Genomic DNA, 21,828 nt, shown 5'->3' with positions numbered 1-21,828 from the left:
TCACACCCGCGCGACCCACCACTCACCTGAAGGACCAGCCCATGACAACCCAACCGATCACCACCGGCCGGCTCACCGGCAAGGTCGCGCTCCTGGCCGGCGCCACCAGCGGCATCGGCCGAGCAACCGCCGAACTGTTCGCCCAGGAAGGCGCCCACGTAGCCATCGGCGGCCGCCGCGAACGGGAAGGCAAAGAGCTCGCGACCACCATCGCCTCCACCGGCGGCCAAGCCATCTACGTCCACCTCGACGTCACCGACGAAGCGTCCGTCGAGCAAGCCGTCCGCACCACCGTCGACACCTTCGACCGCCTCGACACCGTGGTGAACCTCGCCGGCGGTTTCTCCACCGGCGACGGCCCGGTAACTGAGGCATCGCTCGACCTGTTCTGGGACCAACTGAAGACAGACCTCTTCGGCACCTTTCTCTGCAACCGTCTCGCCATCCCGGAGATCATCAAGTCCGGCGGCGGCAGCGTCGTGAACATCGGCTCGATGCTCGGCTTCGGCTCCGTCCCGAACCGCGACGCCTACAGCAGCGCGAAGGGCGCGGTCCACACCCTGACCCGCTCCGCCGCCCGCCGCTTCGCCGAGGACAAGGTCCGCGTCAACGCGGTCGCTCCCGCCGGAGTCCGCACCGAACGCATGGCCAACATCCTCGCCATGAGCCCCGCGGCTCGCGAGATGGCCGACGCCCACCTCCTCGGCCTGATCGAACCGGAAGAGGTCGCCCAGACCATCCTCTTCCTGGCCTCCGACGAGTCCAAGAAGCTGACCGGCCAGGTCATCGCCCTGAACGGCGGCATGTTCGATTGGGAGTAGGACAGGACGACCACACCGGCGCCGTCGTCGTACCACTTGGGCCCGCTGCCCTCCGCACCACAACCCCACCGAGGGCAGCCACCCACCACCACGCGACCAACCAGCTCGCCAACCTCCCGACTCACTCCAAGTGGTACTCCGCAAACCGCGTCCGCAGGTCCTTCTTCGAGAACTTCCCCACCGAGGTCTTCGGTACCTCGTCGATGAACTCGACCGCATCCGGCAACCACCACTTGGCCACCAACGGCTCCAGGTACGCGAGGATCTCCGCCCCCGTCACCGACTCGCCCTCCTGCAGCACCACACAAGCCAGCGGTCGCTCGTCCCACTTCGGATGCGGCACCCCGATGACCGCCGCCTCCTTCACCGCCGGGTGTGCCATCAGCAGGTTCTCCAGCTCGACCGAGCTGATCCACTCCCCGCCCGACTTCACCAGGTCCTTCGTCCGGTCCACCAGCCGCACCGACCCGTACTGGTCGATCGCCGCCACGTCGCCGGTCTTCATCCACCCGTCGTCGGTGTTGAGCTCCACCCCGGCATCCGGCCGGTAGTACTCCGCCGCGATCCACGGCCCGCGCACCTGCAGCTCACCGGTCGCCTCGTCGTCCCACGGCAACGGCGTCGTCGATCCTGGCTCCACGATCCGGACCTCGACCCCCGGCAACGGCAGCCCTTGCCGCGCCCGCAGCTTCGCCTGCTCGTCCTCCGGCAACCCCTGATCCCGCACCGGAACGTGTGAGGCCGTCGCGACCGGGCTGGTCTCCGTCATCCCCCACGCCTGCAGGATCGGCTTGCCCAGCTTCTCCCGGAATGCCTCCGACAGCGCCAGCGGCACCGCCGACCCACCGCACGGGATCCGCCGCAGCTTCGGCAGCTCGACCCCGTCGAGCAACGGCAGCAGCCCCTGCCAGATCGTCGGTACGCCGGCCGACAGCGTGACCTCCTGCTCCTGCAGCAGCTTCAAGATCCCCTGCGGCGACATGTCCGGCCCCGGGAACACCAGGCTCGCCCCCGCCATCGGCGCCGCGTGCGCGAGGCCCCACGCGTTCGCGTGGAACATCGGCACCACCGGCATCACCGTGTCGGTCTCGTGCAGCCCGATCCCCGCATTGGTCAGCACGCCGATCGAGTGCAGCCAGGTCGACCGGTGCGAGTACACGACGCCCTTGGGATTGCCCGTCGTACCGCTCGTGTAGCACATCGCGGCCGCCTGGTTCTCGTCCTCGACGTGGAACTCGACCGGCTGCGCCGCGGCCAGCAGCTCCTCGTAGTCGTGGAACCGGTCGTCGTCCGGCAGCTCGGCCGCCGGCGCCCCCGCCGGCAGGTCGTCCATCACCACGACGTGGCGCAGCAAAGGCAACCGATCGAGCAGCGGAAGGAACAGCCCCAGCAGCGACCGGTCCACGAAGACGACCTCGTCCTCGGCGTGGTTCGCGATGTACACGACCTGATCCGGGAAGAGCCTGATGTTGAGCGTGTGCAGGACGCGGCCCGTACAAGGCGCGGCGAAGTACAGCTCGAGGTGCCGCCCCGAGTTCCAGGCGAACGTGCCGACCCGGCCGTCCGCGCTGATGCCCAGGGTGTCCAGCACGCCGCCCAGGCGTCTGGTCCGCGCGGCCCATTCGCCGTACGTCATGGTCACGGGCGCTGGGCCGCCGGTGTGCACAGTCTTGTCCGGGAAGAACTGCTCCGCCCGGCGGAAGATGGTGTCCAGGGACAGCTGGTAGTCCTGCATCAGACCCTTCATGGCCCCACTGTGCCAGTTCCGGTGGCGCCTTGACCATGACCGTACCCGGCCCTTTTCCGGAACTTTCCGGCCCCTGAACAGACAAATGTCGTGACACACGTGTCGTGTAATCTATTGCTCGATGACGCCCGCCGAAGAGCTGCGCTACCTGGTGCTCGCGATCCAGCGCGAGGGAAACCGCCTGTTCGCAGCCGATCTGCGCCCGCTCGGGATCACTCCGTCGCAGGCCGAGGTGCTGCGCGTCCTGCGCGATCACGGCCCGCTGACGCTCAACGCGCTCGGCGGCCTGCTCGTCTGCGAGACCGGGACGAGCCCGAGCCGTCTGGTCGATCGCCTGGTCGCCCAGGGCCTCGTCCGCCGGGAGACCGACAAGGTCGACCGCCGCTACTTAGCGCTCACCCTGACCTCGCGCGGCCGCCAGCTCTGCCGGCGTGTCGTCACCGCCGAGGACCGCCTGCACCGCCACATCAACGACCTGACCGCCGGCCTGCCCGTCGACGAAACCATCAGCACGCTGCGAGCCGTCGCCGAGGCCTTCCCAGCCGGCGCCGCATTGGCTCGCCGGCGCGACACCGTGAAGGAGAAGTAGTCATGGAGTACGCGAGCTCGACCATCCCCGCCTCCCGCGACGCGATCCGGCGCGCACTGCTCGACGCCCACGCCCTCCCGGAGTGGAACGAGGCCTTCGTCTCCGTCGACGGCCCGGCCACGGCGACCGTCGGTACGCCGTACGCGCTGCGCGTGCGCCCCCGCTTCACCGGCGAGCTGCGCTACACGGTGATCGAGCCGGACCGCGTCGAGTTCGTCTGGGAGGTCCCCGGCTTCCACGAGACCGCCAGCTGGATGCTCGGTCCCGACGGCGAGGTCACGCACGCGTTCAGTCAGTCGGGGCCGCTCGCAACGGTTCTGCGTCCGGCGTACCGGGGGATCGCCGCGGTACGCCTGGGTCGCCTCACCAACCGCCTCACCCAGCTGGCGCGCGCCGCCTGACCTATCTATTAGTGGAAGTGCGCTCCCGGCTTGCGATAGCCGCGGAGCAGGTCGCGCGAGATGATCAACCGCTGCATCTCGTCCGTGCCCTCGAAGATCCGCCACAACCGGACCTCGCGGAACCAGCGCTCGATCGGCAGCTCCTTGGTGTAGCCCATGCCGCCGTGGATCTGCAGCACCCGATCGGCGACCCGGTTGACCGTGTTGGTCCCGTAGAGCTTCGCGATCGCGCTGTCGTGCTGCGGGTGCCGCCCCTGGTCGACCACCCACGCGGCGTACAGGACCAGCCAGCGCGCCGCCTCCAGCTCGACCTCCGAGTCCGCGATCATCCACTGGATCGCCTGGTTGTCCGCGATCGCGCGCCCGAAGGTCTCGCGGCTGTTCGCGTGCTCGATCGCCAGCTCCAGCAGCCGTTCGCAGGCGCCGATCCCGCGTGACGGGATCAAGAAGCGCCCCTTCATGATCCAGCGCATCGCCAGCTCGTAGCCCTGCCCGATCTCGCCGAGCACATGGTCGGCAGGCACTCGTACGTCGTCGAAGTTCAGCGTCGCGGGCACCGCCTGGCCCATCGTCACGATCGGGTCCGACGTCCAGCCGCGCTCGCGGTCGACCAGGAACGCGGTGAAACCGCCCTTCGAGCCCTTCTCCGCGTCCGTCACCGCGATCACGATCGCGAAGTCGGCCTCGTTGCCGCCGGTGATGAACGTCTTCTCGCCGCGGATCACCCACTCGTCGCCGTCGCGGCGCGCCGTCGTACGGATCGCTCTCGTGTCCGAACCGGCGCCCGGCTCGGTGATCGCGAAGCACGACCGGCGCTCGCCGGAGATGGTCGGCAGCAGGTACTCCTTGCGCTGCTCCTCGTTGCACTCGTAGAGGATGTTGTCGGCCTCGCCGCCGAACGAGAACGGGACGAAGGTCCGCCCGAGCTCGCTCGTGATCACCGCCTGGTCGACCGCAGTCAGGTCCATCCCGCCGTACTCCTCGGGCGTGCTCAGACCCCAGAACCCGAAGCTCTTCGCCTTCTCCCGCAGGGCTTTCACGACGTCGGGCTCGACACCGGGCAGTCCTTCGCGCTCGCGCCGCAGCACCTCGTTCTCCAGCGGCATCAGCTCCCGCCGGACGAACTCCCGGGTGGTGGCCCGGATCGCCTGCTGTTCCTCGGTGAGCGAGAAGTCGACCATGCAACGCCTCCAGGGTTCTGCGTCCGGAAGAATGCCGGAAAAGGTCCGGTTGAGTTCCTACTGCGCAACCCTAGGCCGATCTAGCTTTGAAGACATGTTGACCGAGATTCGCGGGACCCGCCTGTACGTCGACCATCGAGGCGCGACCGACGCACCACCTCTGCTCTACCTGCACGGCGGCCCAGGCGCGGGCTCTTACGACTTCCTCGCCTTCCAGGGCGACCGCCTGGCCGAGCGACTACAGGTGATCGGCGTGGATCAACGCGGCGTCCAGCAGTCCGACCCGATCGACGGACCGGTCACCGAGGACATCGTGATCGCGGACTTCGAAGCGCTGCGGGAGCAACTGGGCTTCGAGCGCTGGGCGATCCTCGGCCACTCGTACGGCGGCCGCCTGGCGCTGCGGTACGCCGCGAACCATCCGTCGTCGGTCAGCCACGTGATCTTCGAGAACCCGCCGTGGGACATGGTTCTGGCAAGGCGCACGCTGGTCGAGTCCGCCAAGCCGCTGCTCACCGAGGTCGGCCTGCTGGACGAGGCGAACCGGCTCCTGTCCTGGTCGGGGCCGGCGACCACCGAGATGTGGGCCGACCGCACCACGCTGCTCCAGCAGCTCGGCGACCGCCGCATGGAGATCTACCTCGGACCGGCCTCGCGCGACATGGTCCTCCCCGCGGGCGACCTACCGCAGGAAATCCAGGAACGCGCCGGGTACTTCGCCCAGACCATTGCCGAGAGCACCAGCTTCAACGAGTCGTTGCTGCCGCTGCTCTCCCGCCTGGCCCAACCGGCTCTCCTCATCAAGGGCGAGCACGACCCGGTCACGAGCCCCGAGGAGATCCACCATTTCCAAGCCGACGTCGCGCACGGCACCTACCGCCTCTTCGAGGGAGCCGGCCACTTCGTCCACGCCGAACAGCCCGAGGAGTACACCCGTGCCGTCTCCGACTTCGTACTCCGCTGACCTGTCGCCTGCCCGGTCCCGGTCAGAGGGCGATCGGCACCGCGCGCTTGTGAATCGTGCGCCGGTGGTAGCCGATGATCGTCTCGGCGGCCTCGGGCTCGATCTCACGCCCCTCGAGGAAGTCGTCGATCTGGTCGTAGGTCACCCCGAGCACGGTCTCGTCCGGCACCCCCGGCCGGTCGGACTCGAGATCAGCCGTCGGCACCTTGCCGGTGATCTCCGGCTCCGCCCCGAGCCGCTCGCCGAGGGCACGGACCCGGCGCTTGGTCAGCCCCGACAGCGGCGTCAGATCGCAGGCCCCGTCGCCGTACTTCGTGAAGAAGCCCATTACGGCCTCCGCGGCGTGATCGGTCCCGACGACCAGCCCACCGCGCGCACCGGCGACGGCGTACTGCGCGATCATCCGCTGCCGAGCCTTGATGTTCCCGGTGTGGAAGTCGGCCCGCTCACCGAGCCCCGCGTGCGCGACCGACGCGACCATCGCGTCGGTGGCCGGCTTGATGTCGACGGTCAGCGTCTCGTCGGGCTTGATGAACCCGAGCGCCCGCTGCGCGTCGTCCTCGTCGAGCTGCACGCCGTAGGGGAGCCGCATCGCGACGAAGCTCGCGTCACCACCCGCGGCCCGGACCCGTTCGACGGCGAGCTGGCACAGCCGCCCCGCCGTGCTCGAGTCGACCCCGCCACTGATCCCCAGCACGTACGCCGAGGAGCGGGCCAGCCGCAGCCGGTCGACCAGGAACCCGACCCGGCGCTCGATCTCCACATCCGCATCGAACGACGGCGTCACCCCGAGCTCGGCGATGATCAGTTCCTGCAGGTAGCGACGGTCCTCGCTCATCGATCTCCCTCACCGTTCGAATCCCGGCCTCCAGTATCCAAGTCGGCCTCTGGCGGCCCGTCCGCACCCCCGCCGCGCGCCGCGGCCGGAGCCGATTCCCGATCCACGCCGCCGATCCCGTACACTCTTGGCTGGTTCCCCGCGTGGCGGTATCTCGCCCAACTCCCCCAGGGCCGGAAGGCAGCAAGGGTAAGTGAGCTCTTCCGGGTGCGCGGGGAATCCTCATGTCCGGCCCCGGTCAGGTGCATCCTCCCCACCGCGGAAACCGAAGAGTCTCCTTCTCGCCAGCTACGGCCTACCCGCTTGGCCGGCGACCTAGGGTGGACCGCGTGAACAAGCCGTCGTTCGGCCCGTTCGGGATCACCACCGGCCTGACCAGCTCACCGGACTCCCTCGAAGCCGCCCGCATCGCCGAAGACCTCGGCTACCCCGCGATCTGGCTCTCCGGCGGCCCCCTCCCCGGCCTCCAGACCATCAAGGACCTGGTCGAGGCAACCAGCACCATCAGATACGTCAGCGGCATCCTCTCGATCGACACCTACCCAGCCGACGACGTCACCTCGACGTACGCAGCCATCGAGTCGACAACTCCAGGCCGCTTCACCGTAGGCCTGGGCGGAGCCCGCGGCCCCCATCCTCTCGCCAGCATGGCCACCTATCTCGACCACCTAACCGGCGTCCCCAAATCCCACCGCCTGCTGGCCGCCCTAGGCCCCCGAATGCTCGAACTCTCCCGCACCCAAACCGCCGGTGCCTACCCCTTCCTGGTCACCCCCGAATACACCACCGAGGCCCGCCGCCTCCTAGGCAACGACAAACTCCTCGCAGTCAGCCACCTGGTCGTCGTAGAACCAGACCCCGACAAGGCCCGAGCGATCGCCCGAAACACCCTCAGCTTCTTCACCACCCTCCCCGGCTACGCCGCCAACCTCCACCGCATGGGCTTCACCGACACCGACCTCACCACCCTCCCCAACCACATGGTCGACGCCCTCACGGCCTGGGGCACCCCACCCCAAATCGCCGCCGCCCTCCACAAACACCTGGAAGCCGGCGCCGACCACGTAGCCCTCAACGTCATCACCGGCGTAACCGGCCCCCAACCAACCACCCAATGGAGAACCTTGGCCCCCGCTCTCCTCTGACCCACCCAGCACCACACCAGCCCAAGCCCAGCAACCAGCCGCCACCCAGGCATCGCCTCGAATCGTCGACGCCCTCGGCTCTCGGCTCTCCTCGGCTCTGAGCGGAGCTAACGCTTCTGCCGGGCGAGCAGTTCGGGGATCCAGTGTTCGCCGTACCGGCTCTGCAGGTCCGCCCGTTGCCAGTCCTCGCCGGTCACTACCCCGCGGCACAGCGGCGAACCGCACGCACAGTCCATCTGCCAACCGTCGACGCCTGTGCTCGTCCCGTAGTCGCTGGTCAGCTCATCTCCCGCGGCGAGATCGCGCCGGGCGGTCAGCGTGACAGCGTCGGTCCACCACGCGTTCGGATCACAACTGTGGTTGCCGTATGCAATGACCGGCCGCGGATCGTTCGGCAGCACCAGATGAAGATCATCCTCGAGCGTGATCGTGTCCACTGGCGGCTCCTTCAGCAGCTCCACCAGCTCAGCCGTCGACACCTTCCGCCCAGCCAGCACCGAGACCACCTCACCCGCAGCGATCGGCGCCGTCGCGAACAACCCTCGCCCAGCAATCCCAGACTCACGCACAACGAGATGCGGATGTCCCCAGCACAGCGCCTTCTCATACAGCCGAGCGCTCGACATCAGCTTGTCGTACCGGTACGGCCTGACTTCCCCAGTCAGCTCGAAGCCCTGGCGAACCCAGAATCGCGCAGCCACTTCCGCGTTCGTGTCGACCACAGCCAGCCGCAACCGCCGCACTTCCGGCCACTCCTCAGCGACGTACTGCTCAACCAGCCCGTACGCCGTACCGCCAATCCCACGCCCCTGGCGATCACCACGGACCTCAAGCAGCCCGATGGACGCGTACAACGGCTCCGGATAACCGCGCAGCAGATCAACCACAGCAACCAACACGTCACCGTCGAAGGCACCAAGCACAACCTTCGCGTCCTCCGCCACCCCCTCCGGCCGCATCATCAGCAGACTCTGCCCATCCGCCGCCCCCGGCGGATATCCGGTGACCCGCTCCGCGTACCCCGCGTCCAACTCGATCAACGCCTGCAGAGCGTCCGCATCAGCAGCCCCTAGCGCACGGATTTCCACACGCTCTCCAGCTCGTCCACGCTCCCGGACATGATCACCGGCACATGCTCGGTCACCACCTCAGCCGGCCAGTCCCACCAAGCGATCGCCAGCAACCGCTCGACGTCCGCATCACTGAACCGCCGCCGAATCACCTTCGCCGGGTTCCCACCCACGATCGCGTAGTCCGGCACGTCGTCCACCACCACCGCACCGGTCGCCACGACCGCCCCGTGCCCGATCCGCACCCCCGGCATCACCTTCGCATCGAGCCCGAACCAGACGTCGTTCCCCACTACGGTGTCCCCCCGCCCCGGCAACCCGGTGATCAACCCGAAGTGCTCGCTCCAACTCCCACCCATGATCGGAAACGGATAAGTCGACACCCCGTCCATCCGATGATTGGCCCCGTTCATCACGAACGTCGTCCCGGTCCCCAGCGCGCAGTACTTCCCGATCCGCAACTTCTCCGGCCCGTAGTGGTACAGCACGTTCCGCGTCTCGAACGCCTCAGGATCATCCGGGTCGTCGTAGTACGTGTACTCCCCCACCTCAATCAACTCCGACCGAACCAGCGGCTTCAGCAAAACCACCCGCTCAGCCCCCACAACCGGCCGCAACACCTCAGGATCAGGAACTCCACTCATCCCTCGACCCTAAAACCCGATCCGTCCACCCAGCCTCCCGTTTTCCTTCCTCCGCTTTCAACGGTCCTCCTCGGCCCACTGGCGGAGACCTTGTCCTCCGCGGGCCTCTGCCTCAGCTGAAGAGGCGAGGGTTCGCAGCATTCAGGCGCCTGACGCCGTGCCGCGACCGCAACGCCGCCGACCTCGGGCGATGACTCCGCGGACGATCGCCCTCGTGAACATGTGACACCGCATAAGCAGCCCGCCGGCGTGCCGGGGCGCCCGGTTGAGGCCGAGAGGCGCCAGTACTGGAATCGCGCTTCGGGCAGACCCGGCCCGGTCTCCACCCCCGATTTCCCCCCGCACACCCCGCTCGCGTATCCTCTCCGCTTGGAGGATTCGCCTAGAGGCCTAGGGCGCACGCTTGGAAAGCGTGTTGGGGGCAACCCCTCACGAGTTCGAATCTCGTATCCTCCGCCACTCTCCGAGCGGCCGATTGACCGGTGTCTCCGCTGGTCAGAGCGACATCCGGCCACTCAGAGGGACGAACACAACGAAGGGCGGTCCCCGGACTCGGGAACCGCCCTTCCGTCGTTCGGTCTCAACGCCAGTCTCGACGGCGCTTTTCAGACAGACACCAGAACCCCCCGCAGCACCTTCGTCCGGCGGCTCCTCCTCGGACCTCGGCTTGTCCCAGAGAAGTCCACCGCCCCGCGCCGCGATGTCCATTGGACCTGGCGCAGTGACGTGCTGGTACCGCTTCACTTGTTTCCACGAACTCGTCGAAATTCGTGATTCCCCCTCAACCGGCATCGTGCAAGCTAGGGATTCTGGCTGGTTTCGATCTCCGTAGAGGTGTCGAACCAGATGTCGTTTTCCGCCGCATCTTTCGGCGGATTGGCCGAAACATAAACTCGCGGCGACTCAGCAACCATCTGAACCAGCGACGCAATTCCCCCCATGACTGCCGACAGTTCCTTACGAAGACTCGCAGCCTCGTCGATCGCGCCCGGCAAGTGCTGAGCAAGCCTCTGCTCAACCTCCATCCTGCGCGCCTGCAGACCTGCGAGCTGAGAGACGACATTCGGGAGTTCTTGCCGAGCCCGCTCCCTAGAGCGGAGATGATGTACCAGCGCCGAATACTCTTCAGGTAGCTGCGCCAGGTCGGCGTCTGATGGACGTGCTGGCGAATCTGCTGCCAGAGCCTTGGAGATCGCGTCCAACTGTGCACGTTGGGCGGAGATCGAGGCTGTGAGCAACTCAAGCGCAACCTTGTCCGCCTGGAGCTCCGTGAGCTTTCGGGTCGCCTTCTGTCCGCGCTGGTTGCCGATTTCCCTTGTCAGAAGGACGGCCAGCACTCCGACAAACAACACCCATCCCAGCCATGCGGGCGCATTCGGCATATCGGGCAAAGTCATTGCGCCAGTATGGGACCCACTGATCGACATCCGCCAGAACCGAACCGTCCCGGATAGAAGTACTGGGGCCGCCGCCGACGGGCCGACGTAGTTCGCGGCCGAACTGACGAGCAACCGTGCCCACACGCCGCGGTCGAGACGGGCGGCTCGCCGGCCAGTCTCAAAGTTAGTCTCACCCGCCATGGGTTCGGGAGCGTCCATCGCAGTCCAAGACGCACGTCGGAAGCGCTGAGTCGATGGTTGACAGCCTGTGCCGAATCTCGAATATCCGTCTTGGAAAGCGTGTTGGGGGCAACCCCTCACGAGTTCGAATCTCGTATCCTCCGCCACTCTTCGAGGGGCTGATCGACCGGTGTTTTTCGCTGGTCAGGGCAGTGGTCGGCGCTCGGAGGAGCGAACAGTGAGAAGGGCGGTTCCCGGGGTCGGGAGCCGCCCTTCTGGCGTTCGGTTTGGCGGTGTTGTCGAGTCGGGAGGGAACTTTGCGGCGGCGCCCTCGCCGGGCGCGTCCGGGGGTCAGGTGATGTTGATGGTGTGGGCCCACGGGGGTGGGGTCGCTGGGGTGTAGTCGGGGTTTTCTTCGGCGGCTGGGTGGGGTGGGCGGGGGAAGAGGCCGACGATGGTGCGGCATGGGGGTTGGGTGGTGGGCCAGGGGGTTTGGCCGTCGGTGAGGGCGACGATGACGTCCGGGTGGGTGCGGAGGGCTTGGGTGAGGCCGGAGCGTAGGTCTGTTCCTCCGCCGCCGATGAGTTCCAGGTTTTCGGCTTGGCAGAGGGGGACGGCGACTCTGGCTGCTGCGTCGCAGGAGATGACTGAGACCAGGTCGCGGCGGCCGCCGACTGCTTGGGTGATGGCTGCCACCTCCAGGAGGGCGGAGCCCAGTTCGGCGTCGCTGACTGAAGCGGAGGTGTCGATGATGACGCAGACTCGGGGTGGGTTTCGGCGGAGGCTTGGGAGCAGGACTCCGGGTAGTGCGGCTGAGCGGCGGGATGGGCGGCGGTAGGTGTGGTCTTCGCCTGCTCCAGACGTGCCGACCGCGGAGCGGAGCGCGGCGCCCAGCAGTTGTCGCCATGGTTGCGGTGGGTGGAAGGCTTCCTCGGCCCAGCGGCGCCAGCCCTTCGGCGCGTCGCCTGGGCGACCCCTGATCCCCTCCGCGACCCGGAAGCGGATGGCGTCTCGTTCGTGTTTGCTCAGGCCATGGGCGCCGTCGGGGCCTCGTTCCCACGGTCGGTGCCGGCCGTCGGCGCCGCTGCCGCAGTCCAGCCAGGCAAGGTCTCCCGCGAGCCCGGACAATGACGCCGTGGCGAGGTACTCCTCCATCAGGAGGCCTTCGGGAAGGCCAAGCAGTGAGGGCAGGATGACGCCGGTGGGCAGCGGGAGGCCGTCGCCGTAGATGTCGTCGTTGATCTCGAAGTCGGCGGCGATGTTGTGGCGCAGACTCTCGGCCGCGCCGTACTGCTCGTGCTCCCGCGCGTACCGGTTGGCGCGCTCGTGGTGGTTCCTGAGCAGGTGGGAGACCTCGTGGACCCAGACACCGGCCAGCTCCTCCACGGGGGTGCGCGCCACGAAGCTGGGAGAGACGTAGCAGCGCCAGTACTGGTCCACCGCCATGGTCGGGACCGACCGGTCCTCCACCACGTTCATGGCGAAGAGGGCACCGGCCAGGTACGGGCGGACCTTCACCGCATGCAGCCGGGCGGTCAGCAGCTTGTCCAGGTCCAGGGGGAGGCCGGGGCGCAAGGACCGATGGGACCTGCCAGAAGCGGGTTCCGGTGCAGCGGTCCGCGGTTGTACGGGTGGAGCGGGCCGCGGTGGAGCGGAGCGCGGTGGCGCAGGTCGGGGCCTCTGGATCGGCGCTGACCTCCTCCCGTCTCCCGTCATCCGGAGGCCACCGCCGTACGCCGTGCGTCGGCTGCTCTCGCGCGTTCGACCGACTGATCTCCCAGACGAGCGAGGCCGATCACGCCGGCGAGCCGCTCCACTGCCGCCGGTACTTCCCAGTCGTCGCGGCGTAGTGTCGCCAACACGCTCGCCGGGGCGACCAGGAGGTCGGGCATGCCGGTCTCCAGGGCTCGGACCAGTACGGCCCACCCTGCCTCCCACCTCTCGCGCTCGGGGCGTGCGCCGACAGCTGCCACCACCGCCTCCAGCGCGGCCTGGCGCAGGTCGCCGCGCTCGGGCAACTCGGCGGCGGCCGGGTCGGCCAGCAGGGACTCCGGGTCCGGTAGTTCCATTCGGTCCAGGTGGGCGAGGAGTTCCAGGCCGGGGCCGTCACCTACCGCACCTCGTACGAGCAAGGCCAGTACTTCTCGGGAGGCTTCGGCCGCTGTGCCGAAGGCCAGCAGCGTCAGCGCGGCCTCCCAGCTCCGAGGCGACGGCCATGCGCCGCCGCGGCGCGTTTCGGTGCTCGGTAGGCGGTGGATCAGCGTCGGCCGGGCGTCGAGGAAGCTGCAGACGGCTTGTCGGGCGTACGCCACCGCTTCTGGTAGCCGCTCGGGCAGCAGGGCAGGGAGCTCTGCCTGCGGCCAGGTCCCGCCCAAACCGCGCACAACGACGTCTCGGTCGTGCACCCAGTACAGATGCACGAACCGGTTCGCGAGTGGCGGGCTCAGCTCCCATCCATCCGCCGCTGAAGCGCGGGGGTTGGCGGCAGCCACGATCCGTACGCCCGGCGGCAGCTGGAGGGCGCCGACCTTCCGTTCCAGCACGACTCGGAGCAGGGCCGCTTGTACGGCCGGAGTGGCTGTGGAGAGCTCGTCGAGGAAGAGCAGTCCGCGGCCGGCCCGGACGAGCTCGACGGCCCACTGCGGAGGCGCCATCGGCACTCCCCGTACCGCTGGATCGTCGCCGATGATGGGCAGACCGGAGAAGTCGGTCGGCTCGTGGACGCTGGCGATCACGGTTGTCAGCGGGAGATCGAGGGAGTCGGCCAGCTGGGTCAGAGCCGCGGTCTTGCCGATCCCCGGCTCGCCCCACAGCAGGACGGGCAGGTCGGCGGCGACGGCGAGGGTGAGAGCTTCGAGTTGTTCGTCGGAGCGCGGCTCGGTGGTGGTTGCCCGGAGCAAGGTCAGGAGGTTGTCGGCCACGGTGAGGTGCGGGGTGGCCGCGGTAGATCTGGTGGGGGTCGGGAGGAGCGAGTCGACAGTCATTGGCATCACCTTGGGGTGTGAGGGAACGGGCAGGTTCGGAAGAGGTGGGAGCACGCGGCAGCAATCGACAATGTGATTGCTGTCAGCAACGTTCGGTGTGGTCAGCGCAGGCGCGGACGAGGCCCTGTCCGGCCGCGTCGCTTCAGGCGTGCCGGCGGAGGTTGAACACCCAGGCCCGCCCGGAAGACTCCGTGGTCGATACGGCGGGCCGCCGCTGTCTCCAACTCCTCGCGCAGTGGGCCGTCCCGGAGAATCGCGTCGGGACCGAGCAGGCCCTTGACGACCTCGAGTGCGCCGTTGAGGTCGCCGTGACCGATCCGCTCGCGGACCGCGGGAAGGGCTTCCGGGTTGCGGTGGATCGCGTCGATCGCCCGCAGGCAGGGCAGGCCGCGGCCGCCGAGTGCCACCAGCAGCTCCTCGCGGCGTAGTTCGGCCGGGTCATGATCGACCGCAACCAGTACGCCGTCGCGCGGCGCGATCCGGTGGATCTCGCCGCGGCACTCGACCCGATGCGGGTCGTCGGAGTGGCCCGGATCGGGGTCGAGATCGCGACGAGACCCCCAGCCGGCTACCGCCAGCGCCGGGCCGACGAGTGGGTGCAGCCGATCAGGCGTCAGCAACCCGGCCCGCAGCAGCTCCAGGTCCGGAAGCACCCGAGCTGCCGCCTCCGCCAGCACCGGAAGAGCCGCGATGTCGTGCACAGGCAGCACTTCTCGGACCAGTTGCCACTTCGGGGCGTGGCTCTCATCAGGAGCCACCAGCCGAAGCACCAAACGTCGTCGCGATCCGAGCCGCACGGTGAAGAGGCCGTCCAGGCGCCCCTCGGCCTCCAGGAGCAGCTCCGCCTCGGCGGCCCAGCGCCCGAACGCCCACGAGTGTTCTTCGCCGGCGGACGGAACGGACGTGTCCGGCGGGGCGAGCTGCGGCTCCGCGGCCAGCTCCCACGAGTGCTGGTCGACGCCAAGCACCCGAAGCCGCTCGGTGGGCACGTCACCCGCGCCGCTCCGCACCGCCAGTTCGCCGCATCTCGTCGAGTCCCACAGATGCCGGTGCAGATCGAGCCGGAACCGCCGGTCAGGGCGCGGATGAGGATGGTACGCCGCCGCTCGCGCCCCGTCCCACAGCGCGAGCGACATCCGTTGCCCGGCATCCGCGCGGGCGGGCGGTGTCCGCACCACCAGCTGCAGCGGCGTACCGCCGTACCGGCTGATGGCGACGGTCAGTCCGGGGCGGAGCCGGCCGTGGGGAGCAGTCCGGGGCATCTGCCAACGCAGCAGGTCCGGCGCCAGCCGGCGGAGGTCCGCCCGGAGGCGGCTGAGGAACTCAGCGCCGTGGCGGTTGCGCACGGCGCGCAGATCGAGATCGGTGTCGACACCCGCGGCGGCGCAGGCGCCCGCCCAGTCACCGGCGGTACGCCGGGCTGTGGCGGTCTCGATCATGGAGGGCGGCACGGCGTACTCGCGGACGCGCTGCCACATCAACAAACGGGCCGGAATCGGGTTCGCGACGGGAGAGGCCATCAGCACTCACCTTGCGCGAACGATTCCCCCGATCCGTACGAGGAGGTCGTTGTCATCGTGGTCATCATAGGTGTCGCCGTGACCGGTTGTCAGCCCGCTTCGCTCGCTCCGGACGCCGAGGGCGCGGTGTCAGGTTCGGAGGCATGGTGACGGCAGCGGAATTCCACGCGGCGGACGGGGTCGAGGACTGGCGGTCGCTGTACCACCTGGTGTCGGCGTACTTCCGGGCCGAGTCGCTGGCGGCGGGGGTCGCGCTCGTCGATGCGATCTCGCGGGTAGCCGGGGAGGCCGAGGAGCAGCTTCGGGTCGATCTGGCGGAGCAGCGGGTGGCAGCATCGCTCAGTGCCGGCGGGCGTCTCGTGTCGGATGAGCACCGCGCCGAAGTGGTGGGTGCTGGCTGATGCTGAGGGCAACGAAGTTTGTGTGGCCGGCTGGGTGGGGCGGGAGTAGGGGCTACTTGAAGATGGGCTCTGTGGTGAGGGCGCGCAGGTCGTCGCAGAGCATGTAGCTGGCTTGGCCTTCGGACTCCCAGCACCAGTCGAGGCACCAGACGCCGTGGTCGTCGATGTCGATGTCGGGGATGCTGTTGCACCAGCGGAAGTCGTCGGCGGCGCGGGGTTCGCCGCCGGAGCGGGAGCGGCGGACGGTCTTGGCGCGGCGGTCGGCGCGGGGGGCGGGGCCGCGGTCGACCGGGTCGAACGGGCTGAGGGTGGGGCCGTACGGGTCCGCCGAGCGGCGGCGGGCGGAGCGCGGGCGGTTCCGGGCGACGGCCTGCATCAGCGCGGCGAACATCTTGCCCTCGTCGGAGGTGGCCGGCTTGAGGCGGAGCAGGACCAGCGGGTGGGAGTGCTCGTCGCACGGGACCTGCTGGAGCAGCTCGATCGACTGGATGCTGTCGACGGCGATGCGGACCCAGTTCTGGCAGACGGTGCCCTGGGCGAACATCACGTAGTCGTCGCTGTCGTCGGCCGGCTTCAGCATGCCGGGCAGGACGATCGGCGGCTCGAGCTCGTCGCGTTTGAGGCTGTCGAGAAACGCCCGTGGATCGGTGGACTCGGTCATGGTTTCCCCCTGCGGAACGGCCGGAGATTTCAAGCTAGCACCGCGAAATCCGGCACGGAAGGTCGAAGAAAACCTGCCCGATCGGGCAGCGAGCGGCCGAGGGTTCGAGGCTGATGCAAATGTTTGCTTGAGGCAATTGCGCGCTCCTACTGTGAACGGGAACTCGGGGAGGGTGGGCGATGGAGTGCGGATGTTCGGTGGAGATCGGCGTGCTCGGGCCGCTGTCGGTGCGGGTCGCCGGGCAGCAGGTCGAGGTCGGCTCGGGACGGCTCCGGGCGGCGCTCGCGATGCTGGCCAGCGAGGTCGGGCGGACGGTGTCGGTCGAGCGGCTGGCGCAGGCGGTGTGGGGCGAGCAGCTGCCCGCCCACGTCCGCAACAGCACGCAGACGCAGATCACCCGGCTCCGCCGGCTGCTGGGCGGTGCCCGGATCCGGACCGAGTGCGACGGGTACCGGCTCGACGTCGCGCCGGAGCACGTGGACGCCGTACGGTTCGGGCGGCTGCTGCACGAGGCGCAGACGGCACAGACCGCTGGCGAGCAGCGGCGGTTGCTGACAGAGGCCCTGCAGTTGTGGCGTGGCAAGCCGTTCGAGGGCGTCGGGTCGCAGTGGCTGGATGAGGTGGAGTCGGAGCGGATCATCGAGCTCTACCTGAGCGCCCGCGAGCACCGGGTCGACCTGGAGCTCGCCGCTGGTCAGCATGGCGCGGTAGTGGCCGAGCTGCGTGAGCTGACTGCGCGCTTCCCTTTGCGTGAAGCGTTCTGGGCGCAGCTGCTCAAGGCGCTCAAGCAGTCCGGGCGTCCGGCGGAGGCGCTGGCTTGCTACGAGTCCGTACGAGTGCTGCTGGCCGACGAGCTCGGCGCTGATCCCTCTCCCGACCTCAAACGCCAGTACGCCGAACTGCTGTCGACAAAGGCCGTGCCGCAGCAGCTGCCCGCAGCACGTGGTGTCTTCGTCGGCAGAGCCCAACAGCTGAAGGCGTTGGACGAGGCGATCGACTCGACAGCCGTTGTACTGCACGGATCCGGCGGCATCGGCAAGACCGCGCTGGCCCTGCAGTGGGCGCAGCAACGCCAGCAGCTCTTCCCGGACGGCCAACTGTTCATCGACCTGCAGGGCTACGGCCCCGGCGAGCTGATAGACGCCGCCTCAGCACTCAAGAGCTTCCTGATCGGCCTAGGCCTACCAGAGCACCAGATCCCGTACGACGTAGAAGCGCGCAGCTCCCTACTCCGTACGACGCTCGCCGGCCGCCGCTGCCTCCTGCTCCTCGACAACGCCTTCGACGCCGACCACGTCCGCCCGCTGATCCCAGGAACCGGCTCGCTGGCCCTGGTGACCAGCCGCAACGAGCTGCACGGCCTGGCGATCCGCGAAGGCGCACCACGGATCGCCGTCGACGAACTGCAAGCCGGCGAGTCGATCGAGCTCCTGCGAACCAAGACCGGCGCTACCGACCAGCAAGCCCTGCGAGAGCTCGCCAACCTCTGTGGCCACGTCCCGCTGGCCCTGTCGATCGCCGCAGTCCGCTGCGACGGCGACATCACAGCAATGGTCGACGAGCTACGGCTGAAGGCCTCGGCGAGCGGCGACTTGCGGGCGGTGTTCGTTCGCTCCTACCAAGCACTCGACCCGTACGCCGCCCGCGCGTACGCCGTCGAGCGGACCTAGTGGCAGGACCCTGTCAGCCCGGGTTTAAGGCGCGTCAAAAGTCGCACACTGACTGTGACGAGGCCTGTGCTGGGGAGGGACCTGATGAGTTACACGCCGCAATACGCCTGGCAACCGCCACCACCACCGCCGCCTCCCCCACCACCGCCTCCGGCCGACCCGCTGGCGGCCGCGGTCGGCAACGCGTCGCTGCTGGGCATCGGCTACGTGATGATCAAGCGCTGGGTGCTGGCGATCGTCAACCTGATGGTCGTCGGCTCGCTGCTGATCTTCCTGCTGGTGCTGAAGCAGACCTGGTGCGAGATCGCGCTGGTCGTCTGGTGGGTGCTGGTCGTCGCGCACGGCTGGTTCGTGGCGCACCGGTCGCCGCGCAAGGAGTCGAACCTGACCAAGCGCCTGGTCGCGCTCGGCGTCGCGATCCCTGTCCTGCTGGCGATCGGCATCGTCCGGTACGACGCCGGCCGGATCTCCGGCAAGGTCGACGAGGCCCGTGAGGCCGGGGACTGCGCCAAACTCACCGACGCCCAGGAGGAGCTGTGGTTCGGGCACCGGCTCGTGGACGCGCCGGGGACCGAGAAGGGCGACGCGGAGGTCGCGCTCTGCGGCCGGCTGGACGAGGCGAAATCCGTGCTGTCCGTTGGGCTGACTGGTGACTACACCTCGCTGCAGCAGGGATTCGACACGCTCGGCGACGTACTGGCTGAGCCGGGCCACGACAAGACCGTCGACGTGACGCTGAAGGGCTGGCTCGACGACCTGCCGGTGGAGGACCCGTGCCGGACGGTCCGGGTGACCGACTGGCTGCGGCAGCGCGAGGCGACGAAGAACCTGCTCGACCAGTCCAAGGACACGGTCACCAAGACGGCGCCGGCCGCGATCCTCGCGTGCGCGGATCGCCTGCTGGGGCAGAAGAGCTGGGACGCCGCGCGGTCGTCGTACCAGCAGCTGGTGAGCCAGTACCCGAAGGACTCGCGGGTGGCGAAGGCGAAGGCCGGCATCCGGCAGGCGACGCTGGCGATCGAGCTGACCAACGTCCGCAAGCTGCTGGCCGAGGACTCGTACTGCGATCACCCGGCGCAGTACAGCGGCGCCCGCCCGTACGCCGGTGGCTTCAACTCCGGGCTGTTCGAGGGCGACGACGAGTACACCAAGCGGCTCCCGGCGTCCTGGCGGGCCAGTGACGCCAGCAACGCGGTCGTGATCGTCTGCTCGGAGGAGGCGGTCGACGGCACGTCGCTGCGGACCTGTCCCTACCGGAGCGAGAAGAACCCGCAGAACATCTCCGACGTCACCTTCCACAAGGTGGCGGTCCCGGTGAAGGTCTACGAGCTGCGGACCGGCCGGGTCGTGTCGAACACCCGGGTGCAGATCGACGGGCCGGACTGCCCGGCGCGGATCACCTACTCGACGTTCCTGACCAGTTTCGACTACCCGCCGTCGACGCTGCAGGTCGTCCCGTCCAACGCGAACGTCCAAGCGGCCTTCCGGTACCTGTTCCTGCGCTGACTCTCAGTGATCCCTCCGGCGGTTACGGTAGCCGGAGGGAGGCGCTGGTGAGTCGTCAGCTTCAAGTACGACTGCTGGGACCGCTGGAGGTACTGGTCGACGGCAAGCCCGTGCAGATCACAGCTCCGGGCCAGCGAGCGTTGCTGGCAGCGCTGGCGGTCAGGGACGGCTGGGTCGACGTTGACGAGCTGGCCACCCAGCTGTGGGACCAGCGGCCGAGCAATCCCCGTGCTGCGTTGCAGAACGCTGTACTGCGGTTGCGGCGCGCGCTGGGCGCGGAGCAGGTCCTGTCGGGGCCTGCTGGGTATCAGCTGGTTGCCGACGTGGATGCTCGGCGGTTCCACGAGCTGTGCGACCAGGAGGCGCTGCAGCTGTGGCGCGGGGAGCCTCTGGTGGACTGCGGATCTGACGTACTGCGGGCGACGTACAGCCCGGCGTTGACCGAGCGCTACCTGCGGGCAGCAGAGCGGGCAGACCTACCAGCTGCTGAGCTGCAGGAGCTGGCGAGCAAGCACCCGTTGCGGGAGTCGCTCTGGCTGCGGCTGATCGTCGCGCTGGAAGAGCAGGGCGAGCGCGACCAGGCGCTCAACGCCTATGAGACAGTGCGCGCGCACCTGGCCGACCAGCTCGGTGCTGACCCGTCGGAAGAGCTGCAAACAGTCCACCGGCGGCTGAGCGACCCGCCAGTGGGCGACGACGGCTTGAGCGCCGTACGGCGAGGTAGCAGGCTCGCTGTCGTGTACGGCGAAGGCCAGGCCGCACTGGTCGGCCAGTGGGCTCAGGAGCAGACCTTCCCCGACGGGGAGATTCGCCTTGATTTGCAGGGGTCTGCTGCGCAGTGCGCCGACCTGCTGCGCGCGGTCGGCGTGACCGAGATCCCCGAACGGCTCGAGGAGCAGTCGGCGCTCTTCCGTACGGTCACCGCCGGGCGGCGGATGCTCGTCCGGCTCGACAACGCCCGCGACGCCGAGCAGGTGCGGCCACTGCTGCCGGGTCGGGGCCCGATGGTCGTGGTGACCAGCCGGGCCCCGATCCAGGGGCTGCAGGTGCGCGAAGGCGCGGTGGCGATCAGAGCAGGGGGATGAGGATCGCCTCCTCGGTGTCGAGGTGCGTGGTGAGCTCGTCGATCAGACGGTCGACTTCAGCCAGTACGTCGGCCGAGCGGCCGCCGCGGACCAGCTCCTGCAGCTCGTCGAGCAGCAGGGCGATCTTGTCGTGGTCGGCCTGCAGCGCTGTGATCTCGGTCGTGAGCTCCGGGTAGCGGTCGAGCAGCATCGGGAAGATGCCCGTGCTCTCGCCGGTGTGGTGGTTGTGCAGGCCCTGGCAGACGCTCAGGCAGTTCATCCGCAGCTGGGCGCCGAGCGTTGAACCCGAGGTTGCAAGCTCGGTCCGGATCAAGGCCAGCTCGCGGCGGAACGTGGCGTGGATGGCGACCAGGTACGTGCCGAACGACGGCGGACCGGAGGCGAGCACCGGCGGGCCGGCCTCGACCGGGGTCAGTACGACGACCGGGATCGTACGCGCGGTCTGGCGCTGGTACTCGCCCCAGCCGGCGTCGGCCTCGACCAGGCGGGCGAACGTCTCGTCGCGCTCGGCGCCGGCCAGGACGGTCGCCTCCGCGTCGTACGTGAAAGCGCCGGACTCGACGGTGGCGCGTGGGGAGGTGAGCAGGTTGTGGAACCAGTCGGGGTGCTTGGGGCCGCCGCCGGCCGAACCGACGACGAGCACGCGGCCGTCGGTGTCGGGGTAGTAGCCGAGCACCGCCGTGTGCGGGCGGCCGGTGCGAGCGCCCTTGGTGGTGAGCAGGAGCAGGCGGGCGCCCTCGAACGGGCCGCCGACCTCGCCCTGGTTGGCGCGGAACTCCGCGATGATCTGGTCGTTCAGCATTCAGGTCCTTTCCGGAAACGGGCATGACGAAGTGGCCCGCGAACGCGCGCGGGCAGGGGCGCAGAAGGGTGGAAGGCGCGGCAGAACCACGCGCCGATCAGTGGAGACAACAGGCGGGCCGCGATCGGCCCTCGCCGCGCTCAGAACGCGGCCGGGAACCCTACTCGTGCATGGCTCGAAGCCGACCCGGCAGTCACGTCAGGAAGCGTACGGCATCGCCGGGTGCACGGAACAGGCTTC

The 21,828-nt window shown here is 68.8% G+C and carries 20 protein-coding genes, 1 tRNA gene and 1 other RNA gene; 11 read left to right on the top strand and 11 right to left on the bottom strand.

Going from position 1 to position 21,828, the window contains the following annotated elements; translation table 11 throughout:
- The first annotated feature begins 41 nt into the window (after positions 1-41).
- Positions 42-821, top strand: coding sequence for an SDR family NAD(P)-dependent oxidoreductase (locus ACZ6Z4_RS00235; protein WP_465556545.1), 780 nt, complete (start codon positions 42-44; stop codon positions 819-821).
- Between the two features lie 121 nt (positions 822-942).
- Here the strand turns inward: ACZ6Z4_RS00235 and ACZ6Z4_RS00230 are convergent, their stop codons facing one another.
- Positions 943-2,568, bottom strand: coding sequence for a long-chain fatty acid--CoA ligase (locus ACZ6Z4_RS00230; protein ID WP_465556543.1), 1,626 nt, complete (start codon positions 2,566-2,568; stop codon positions 943-945).
- 121 nt (positions 2,569-2,689) lie between these two features.
- On the opposite strand from ACZ6Z4_RS00230, the gene ACZ6Z4_RS00225 reads away from it, so the two are divergent.
- The gene (locus ACZ6Z4_RS00225; protein WP_465556541.1) at positions 2,690-3,157 is read left to right on the top strand and encodes a MarR family winged helix-turn-helix transcriptional regulator; all 468 of its coding nucleotides are present in this window, start codon (positions 2,690-2,692) and stop codon (positions 3,155-3,157) included.
- A 2-nt stretch (positions 3,158-3,159) separates the two neighbouring features.
- Positions 3,160-3,558 (top strand): SRPBCC family protein, encoded by a 399-nt coding sequence (locus ACZ6Z4_RS00220; RefSeq protein ID WP_465556539.1) that lies wholly within the window; start codon positions 3,160-3,162, stop codon positions 3,556-3,558.
- Between the two features lie 8 nt (positions 3,559-3,566).
- On the opposite strand, the gene ACZ6Z4_RS00215 is transcribed toward ACZ6Z4_RS00220, so the two are convergent.
- Positions 3,567-4,739, bottom strand: coding sequence for an acyl-CoA dehydrogenase family protein (locus ACZ6Z4_RS00215; protein WP_465556537.1), 1,173 nt, complete (start codon positions 4,737-4,739; stop codon positions 3,567-3,569).
- A 94-nt stretch (positions 4,740-4,833) separates the two neighbouring features.
- Between ACZ6Z4_RS00215 and ACZ6Z4_RS00210 the strand changes: the two genes are divergently transcribed.
- Positions 4,834-5,703, top strand: a complete 870-nt coding sequence (locus ACZ6Z4_RS00210) for an alpha/beta fold hydrolase (protein ID WP_465556535.1) — start codon at positions 4,834-4,836, stop codon at positions 5,701-5,703.
- 22 nt (positions 5,704-5,725) lie between these two features.
- Here ACZ6Z4_RS00210 and nadE read toward each other — a convergent pair whose 3' ends face one another.
- Entirely contained in the window at positions 5,726-6,541 is an 816-nt protein-coding gene (gene nadE / locus ACZ6Z4_RS00205; protein ID WP_465556533.1) for an ammonia-dependent NAD(+) synthetase, read from the bottom strand.
- A 130-nt stretch (positions 6,542-6,671) separates the two neighbouring features.
- On the opposite strand from nadE, the gene ffs reads away from it, so the two are divergent.
- Both ffs and ACZ6Z4_RS00195 read left to right on the top strand, forming a co-directional pair.
- Positions 6,672-6,768: signal recognition particle sRNA small type (ffs, locus tag ACZ6Z4_RS00200), an RNA gene on the top strand.
- A gap of 102 nt (positions 6,769-6,870) precedes the next feature.
- Positions 6,871-7,686, top strand: coding sequence for a TIGR03620 family F420-dependent LLM class oxidoreductase (locus ACZ6Z4_RS00195; RefSeq protein WP_465556531.1), 816 nt, complete (start codon positions 6,871-6,873; stop codon positions 7,684-7,686).
- Positions 7,687-7,793: 107 nt separating this feature from the next.
- On the opposite strand, the gene ACZ6Z4_RS00190 is transcribed toward ACZ6Z4_RS00195, so the two are convergent.
- A complete protein-coding gene (locus ACZ6Z4_RS00190) occupies positions 7,794-8,774 on the bottom strand; it encodes a GNAT family N-acetyltransferase (protein ID WP_465556529.1) in 981 nt (326 codons plus the stop codon).
- Positions 8,756-9,400, bottom strand: a complete 645-nt coding sequence (locus tag ACZ6Z4_RS00185; protein ID WP_465556527.1) for a CatB-related O-acetyltransferase — start codon at positions 9,398-9,400, stop codon at positions 8,756-8,758. Before ACZ6Z4_RS00185 ends, ACZ6Z4_RS00190 begins: the two co-directional genes overlap by 19 nt.
- Before the next feature lie 371 nt (positions 9,401-9,771).
- Here ACZ6Z4_RS00185 and ACZ6Z4_RS00180 point away from each other — a divergent pair.
- Positions 9,772-9,859 (top strand) — tRNA-Ser (locus tag ACZ6Z4_RS00180).
- A 341-nt stretch (positions 9,860-10,200) separates the two neighbouring features.
- On the opposite strand, the gene ACZ6Z4_RS00175 is transcribed toward ACZ6Z4_RS00180, so the two are convergent.
- From ACZ6Z4_RS00175 to ACZ6Z4_RS00160, 4 genes are all read right to left on the bottom strand, one after another.
- Entirely contained in the window at positions 10,201-10,797 is a 597-nt protein-coding gene (locus ACZ6Z4_RS00175) for a hypothetical protein (RefSeq protein ID WP_465556525.1), read from the bottom strand.
- 513 nt (positions 10,798-11,310) lie between these two features.
- A complete protein-coding gene (locus ACZ6Z4_RS00170) occupies positions 11,311-12,534 on the bottom strand; it encodes a vWA domain-containing protein (protein ID WP_465556523.1) in 1,224 nt (407 codons plus the stop codon).
- 137 nt (positions 12,535-12,671) lie between these two features.
- A complete protein-coding gene (locus tag ACZ6Z4_RS00165; RefSeq protein WP_465556521.1) occupies positions 12,672-13,943 on the bottom strand; it encodes an AAA family ATPase in 1,272 nt (423 codons plus the stop codon).
- 101 nt (positions 13,944-14,044) lie between these two features.
- Positions 14,045-15,463 (bottom strand): hypothetical protein, encoded by a 1,419-nt coding sequence (locus tag ACZ6Z4_RS00160; RefSeq protein ID WP_465556519.1) that lies wholly within the window; start codon positions 15,461-15,463, stop codon positions 14,045-14,047.
- Between the two features lie 143 nt (positions 15,464-15,606).
- Here ACZ6Z4_RS00160 and ACZ6Z4_RS00155 point away from each other — a divergent pair, with 143 nt between their 5' ends.
- Positions 15,607-15,864, top strand: a complete 258-nt coding sequence (locus ACZ6Z4_RS00155; protein ID WP_465556517.1) for a hypothetical protein — start codon at positions 15,607-15,609, stop codon at positions 15,862-15,864.
- Between the two features lie 52 nt (positions 15,865-15,916).
- Here the strand turns inward: ACZ6Z4_RS00155 and ACZ6Z4_RS00150 are convergent, their stop codons facing one another.
- Positions 15,917-16,525: a hypothetical protein gene (locus tag ACZ6Z4_RS00150; RefSeq protein WP_465556515.1), complete on the bottom strand. Its 609-nt coding sequence runs from the start codon at positions 16,523-16,525 to the stop codon at positions 15,917-15,919.
- Between the two features lie 197 nt (positions 16,526-16,722).
- Here ACZ6Z4_RS00150 and ACZ6Z4_RS00145 point away from each other — a divergent pair, with 197 nt between their 5' ends.
- The 3 genes from ACZ6Z4_RS00145 to ACZ6Z4_RS00135 all read left to right on the top strand — a co-directional run bounded on the left by ACZ6Z4_RS00145 (position 16,723) and on the right by ACZ6Z4_RS00135 (position 20,786).
- Positions 16,723-18,195 carry an AfsR/SARP family transcriptional regulator gene (locus tag ACZ6Z4_RS00145; RefSeq protein ID WP_465556513.1) on the top strand — a complete coding sequence of 491 codons (1,473 nt, stop codon included), beginning with the start codon at positions 16,723-16,725 and terminating at the stop codon, positions 18,193-18,195.
- A gap of 84 nt (positions 18,196-18,279) precedes the next feature.
- Positions 18,280-19,701: a tetratricopeptide repeat protein gene (locus ACZ6Z4_RS00140; protein WP_465556511.1), complete on the top strand. Its 1,422-nt coding sequence runs from the start codon at positions 18,280-18,282 to the stop codon at positions 19,699-19,701.
- A 47-nt stretch (positions 19,702-19,748) separates the two neighbouring features.
- On the top strand, positions 19,749-20,786 hold the full coding sequence (locus ACZ6Z4_RS00135) for an AfsR/SARP family transcriptional regulator (RefSeq protein WP_465556509.1): 1,038 nt from the start codon (positions 19,749-19,751) through the stop codon (positions 20,784-20,786).
- Here the strand turns inward: ACZ6Z4_RS00135 and ACZ6Z4_RS00130 are convergent.
- On the bottom strand, positions 20,770-21,588 hold the full coding sequence (locus ACZ6Z4_RS00130; RefSeq protein ID WP_465556507.1) for a nitroreductase/quinone reductase family protein: 819 nt from the start codon (positions 21,586-21,588) through the stop codon (positions 20,770-20,772). The two genes, ACZ6Z4_RS00135 and ACZ6Z4_RS00130, sit on opposite strands and share 17 nt — an antisense overlap.
- Positions 21,589-21,828 lie beyond the last annotated feature (240 nt).

Source organism: Kribbella sp. NPDC104740, from assembly GCF_055583505.1.
This window is presented reverse-complemented; position numbering and strand designations above follow the sequence as displayed.

What these genes read in the sequence shown, in the direction of transcription:
- ACZ6Z4_RS00235 (WP_465556545.1), top strand. Translation starts at nt 42, where the DNA reads ATGACAACCCAACCGATCACCACCGGCCGGCTCACCGGCAAGGTCGCG.
- ACZ6Z4_RS00230 (WP_465556543.1), bottom strand. Translation starts at nt 2,568, where the DNA reads ATGAAGGGTCTGATGCAGGACTACCAGCTGTCCCTGGACACCATCTTC.
- ACZ6Z4_RS00225 (WP_465556541.1), top strand. Translation starts at nt 2,690, where the DNA reads ATGACGCCCGCCGAAGAGCTGCGCTACCTGGTGCTCGCGATCCAGCGC.
- ACZ6Z4_RS00220 (WP_465556539.1), top strand. Translation starts at nt 3,160, where the DNA reads ATGGAGTACGCGAGCTCGACCATCCCCGCCTCCCGCGACGCGATCCGG.
- ACZ6Z4_RS00215 (WP_465556537.1), bottom strand. Translation starts at nt 4,739, where the DNA reads ATGGTCGACTTCTCGCTCACCGAGGAACAGCAGGCGATCCGGGCCACC.
- ACZ6Z4_RS00210 (WP_465556535.1), top strand. Translation starts at nt 4,834, where the DNA reads ATGTTGACCGAGATTCGCGGGACCCGCCTGTACGTCGACCATCGAGGC.
- nadE (WP_465556533.1), bottom strand. Translation starts at nt 6,541, where the DNA reads ATGAGCGAGGACCGTCGCTACCTGCAGGAACTGATCATCGCCGAGCTC.
- ACZ6Z4_RS00185 (WP_465556527.1), bottom strand. Translation starts at nt 9,400, where the DNA reads ATGAGTGGAGTTCCTGATCCTGAGGTGTTGCGGCCGGTTGTGGGGGCT.
- ACZ6Z4_RS00175 (WP_465556525.1), bottom strand. Translation starts at nt 10,797, where the DNA reads ATGACTTTGCCCGATATGCCGAATGCGCCCGCATGGCTGGGATGGGTG.
- ACZ6Z4_RS00165 (WP_465556521.1), bottom strand. Translation starts at nt 13,943, where the DNA reads ATGACTGTCGACTCGCTCCTCCCGACCCCCACCAGATCTACCGCGGCC.
- ACZ6Z4_RS00160 (WP_465556519.1), bottom strand. Translation starts at nt 15,463, where the DNA reads ATGGCCTCTCCCGTCGCGAACCCGATTCCGGCCCGTTTGTTGATGTGG.
- ACZ6Z4_RS00155 (WP_465556517.1), top strand. Translation starts at nt 15,607, where the DNA reads ATGGTGACGGCAGCGGAATTCCACGCGGCGGACGGGGTCGAGGACTGG.
- ACZ6Z4_RS00150 (WP_465556515.1), bottom strand. Translation starts at nt 16,525, where the DNA reads ATGACCGAGTCCACCGATCCACGGGCGTTTCTCGACAGCCTCAAACGC.
- ACZ6Z4_RS00140 (WP_465556511.1), top strand. Translation starts at nt 18,280, where the DNA reads ATGAGTTACACGCCGCAATACGCCTGGCAACCGCCACCACCACCGCCG.
- ACZ6Z4_RS00130 (WP_465556507.1), bottom strand. Translation starts at nt 21,588, where the DNA reads ATGCTGAACGACCAGATCATCGCGGAGTTCCGCGCCAACCAGGGCGAG.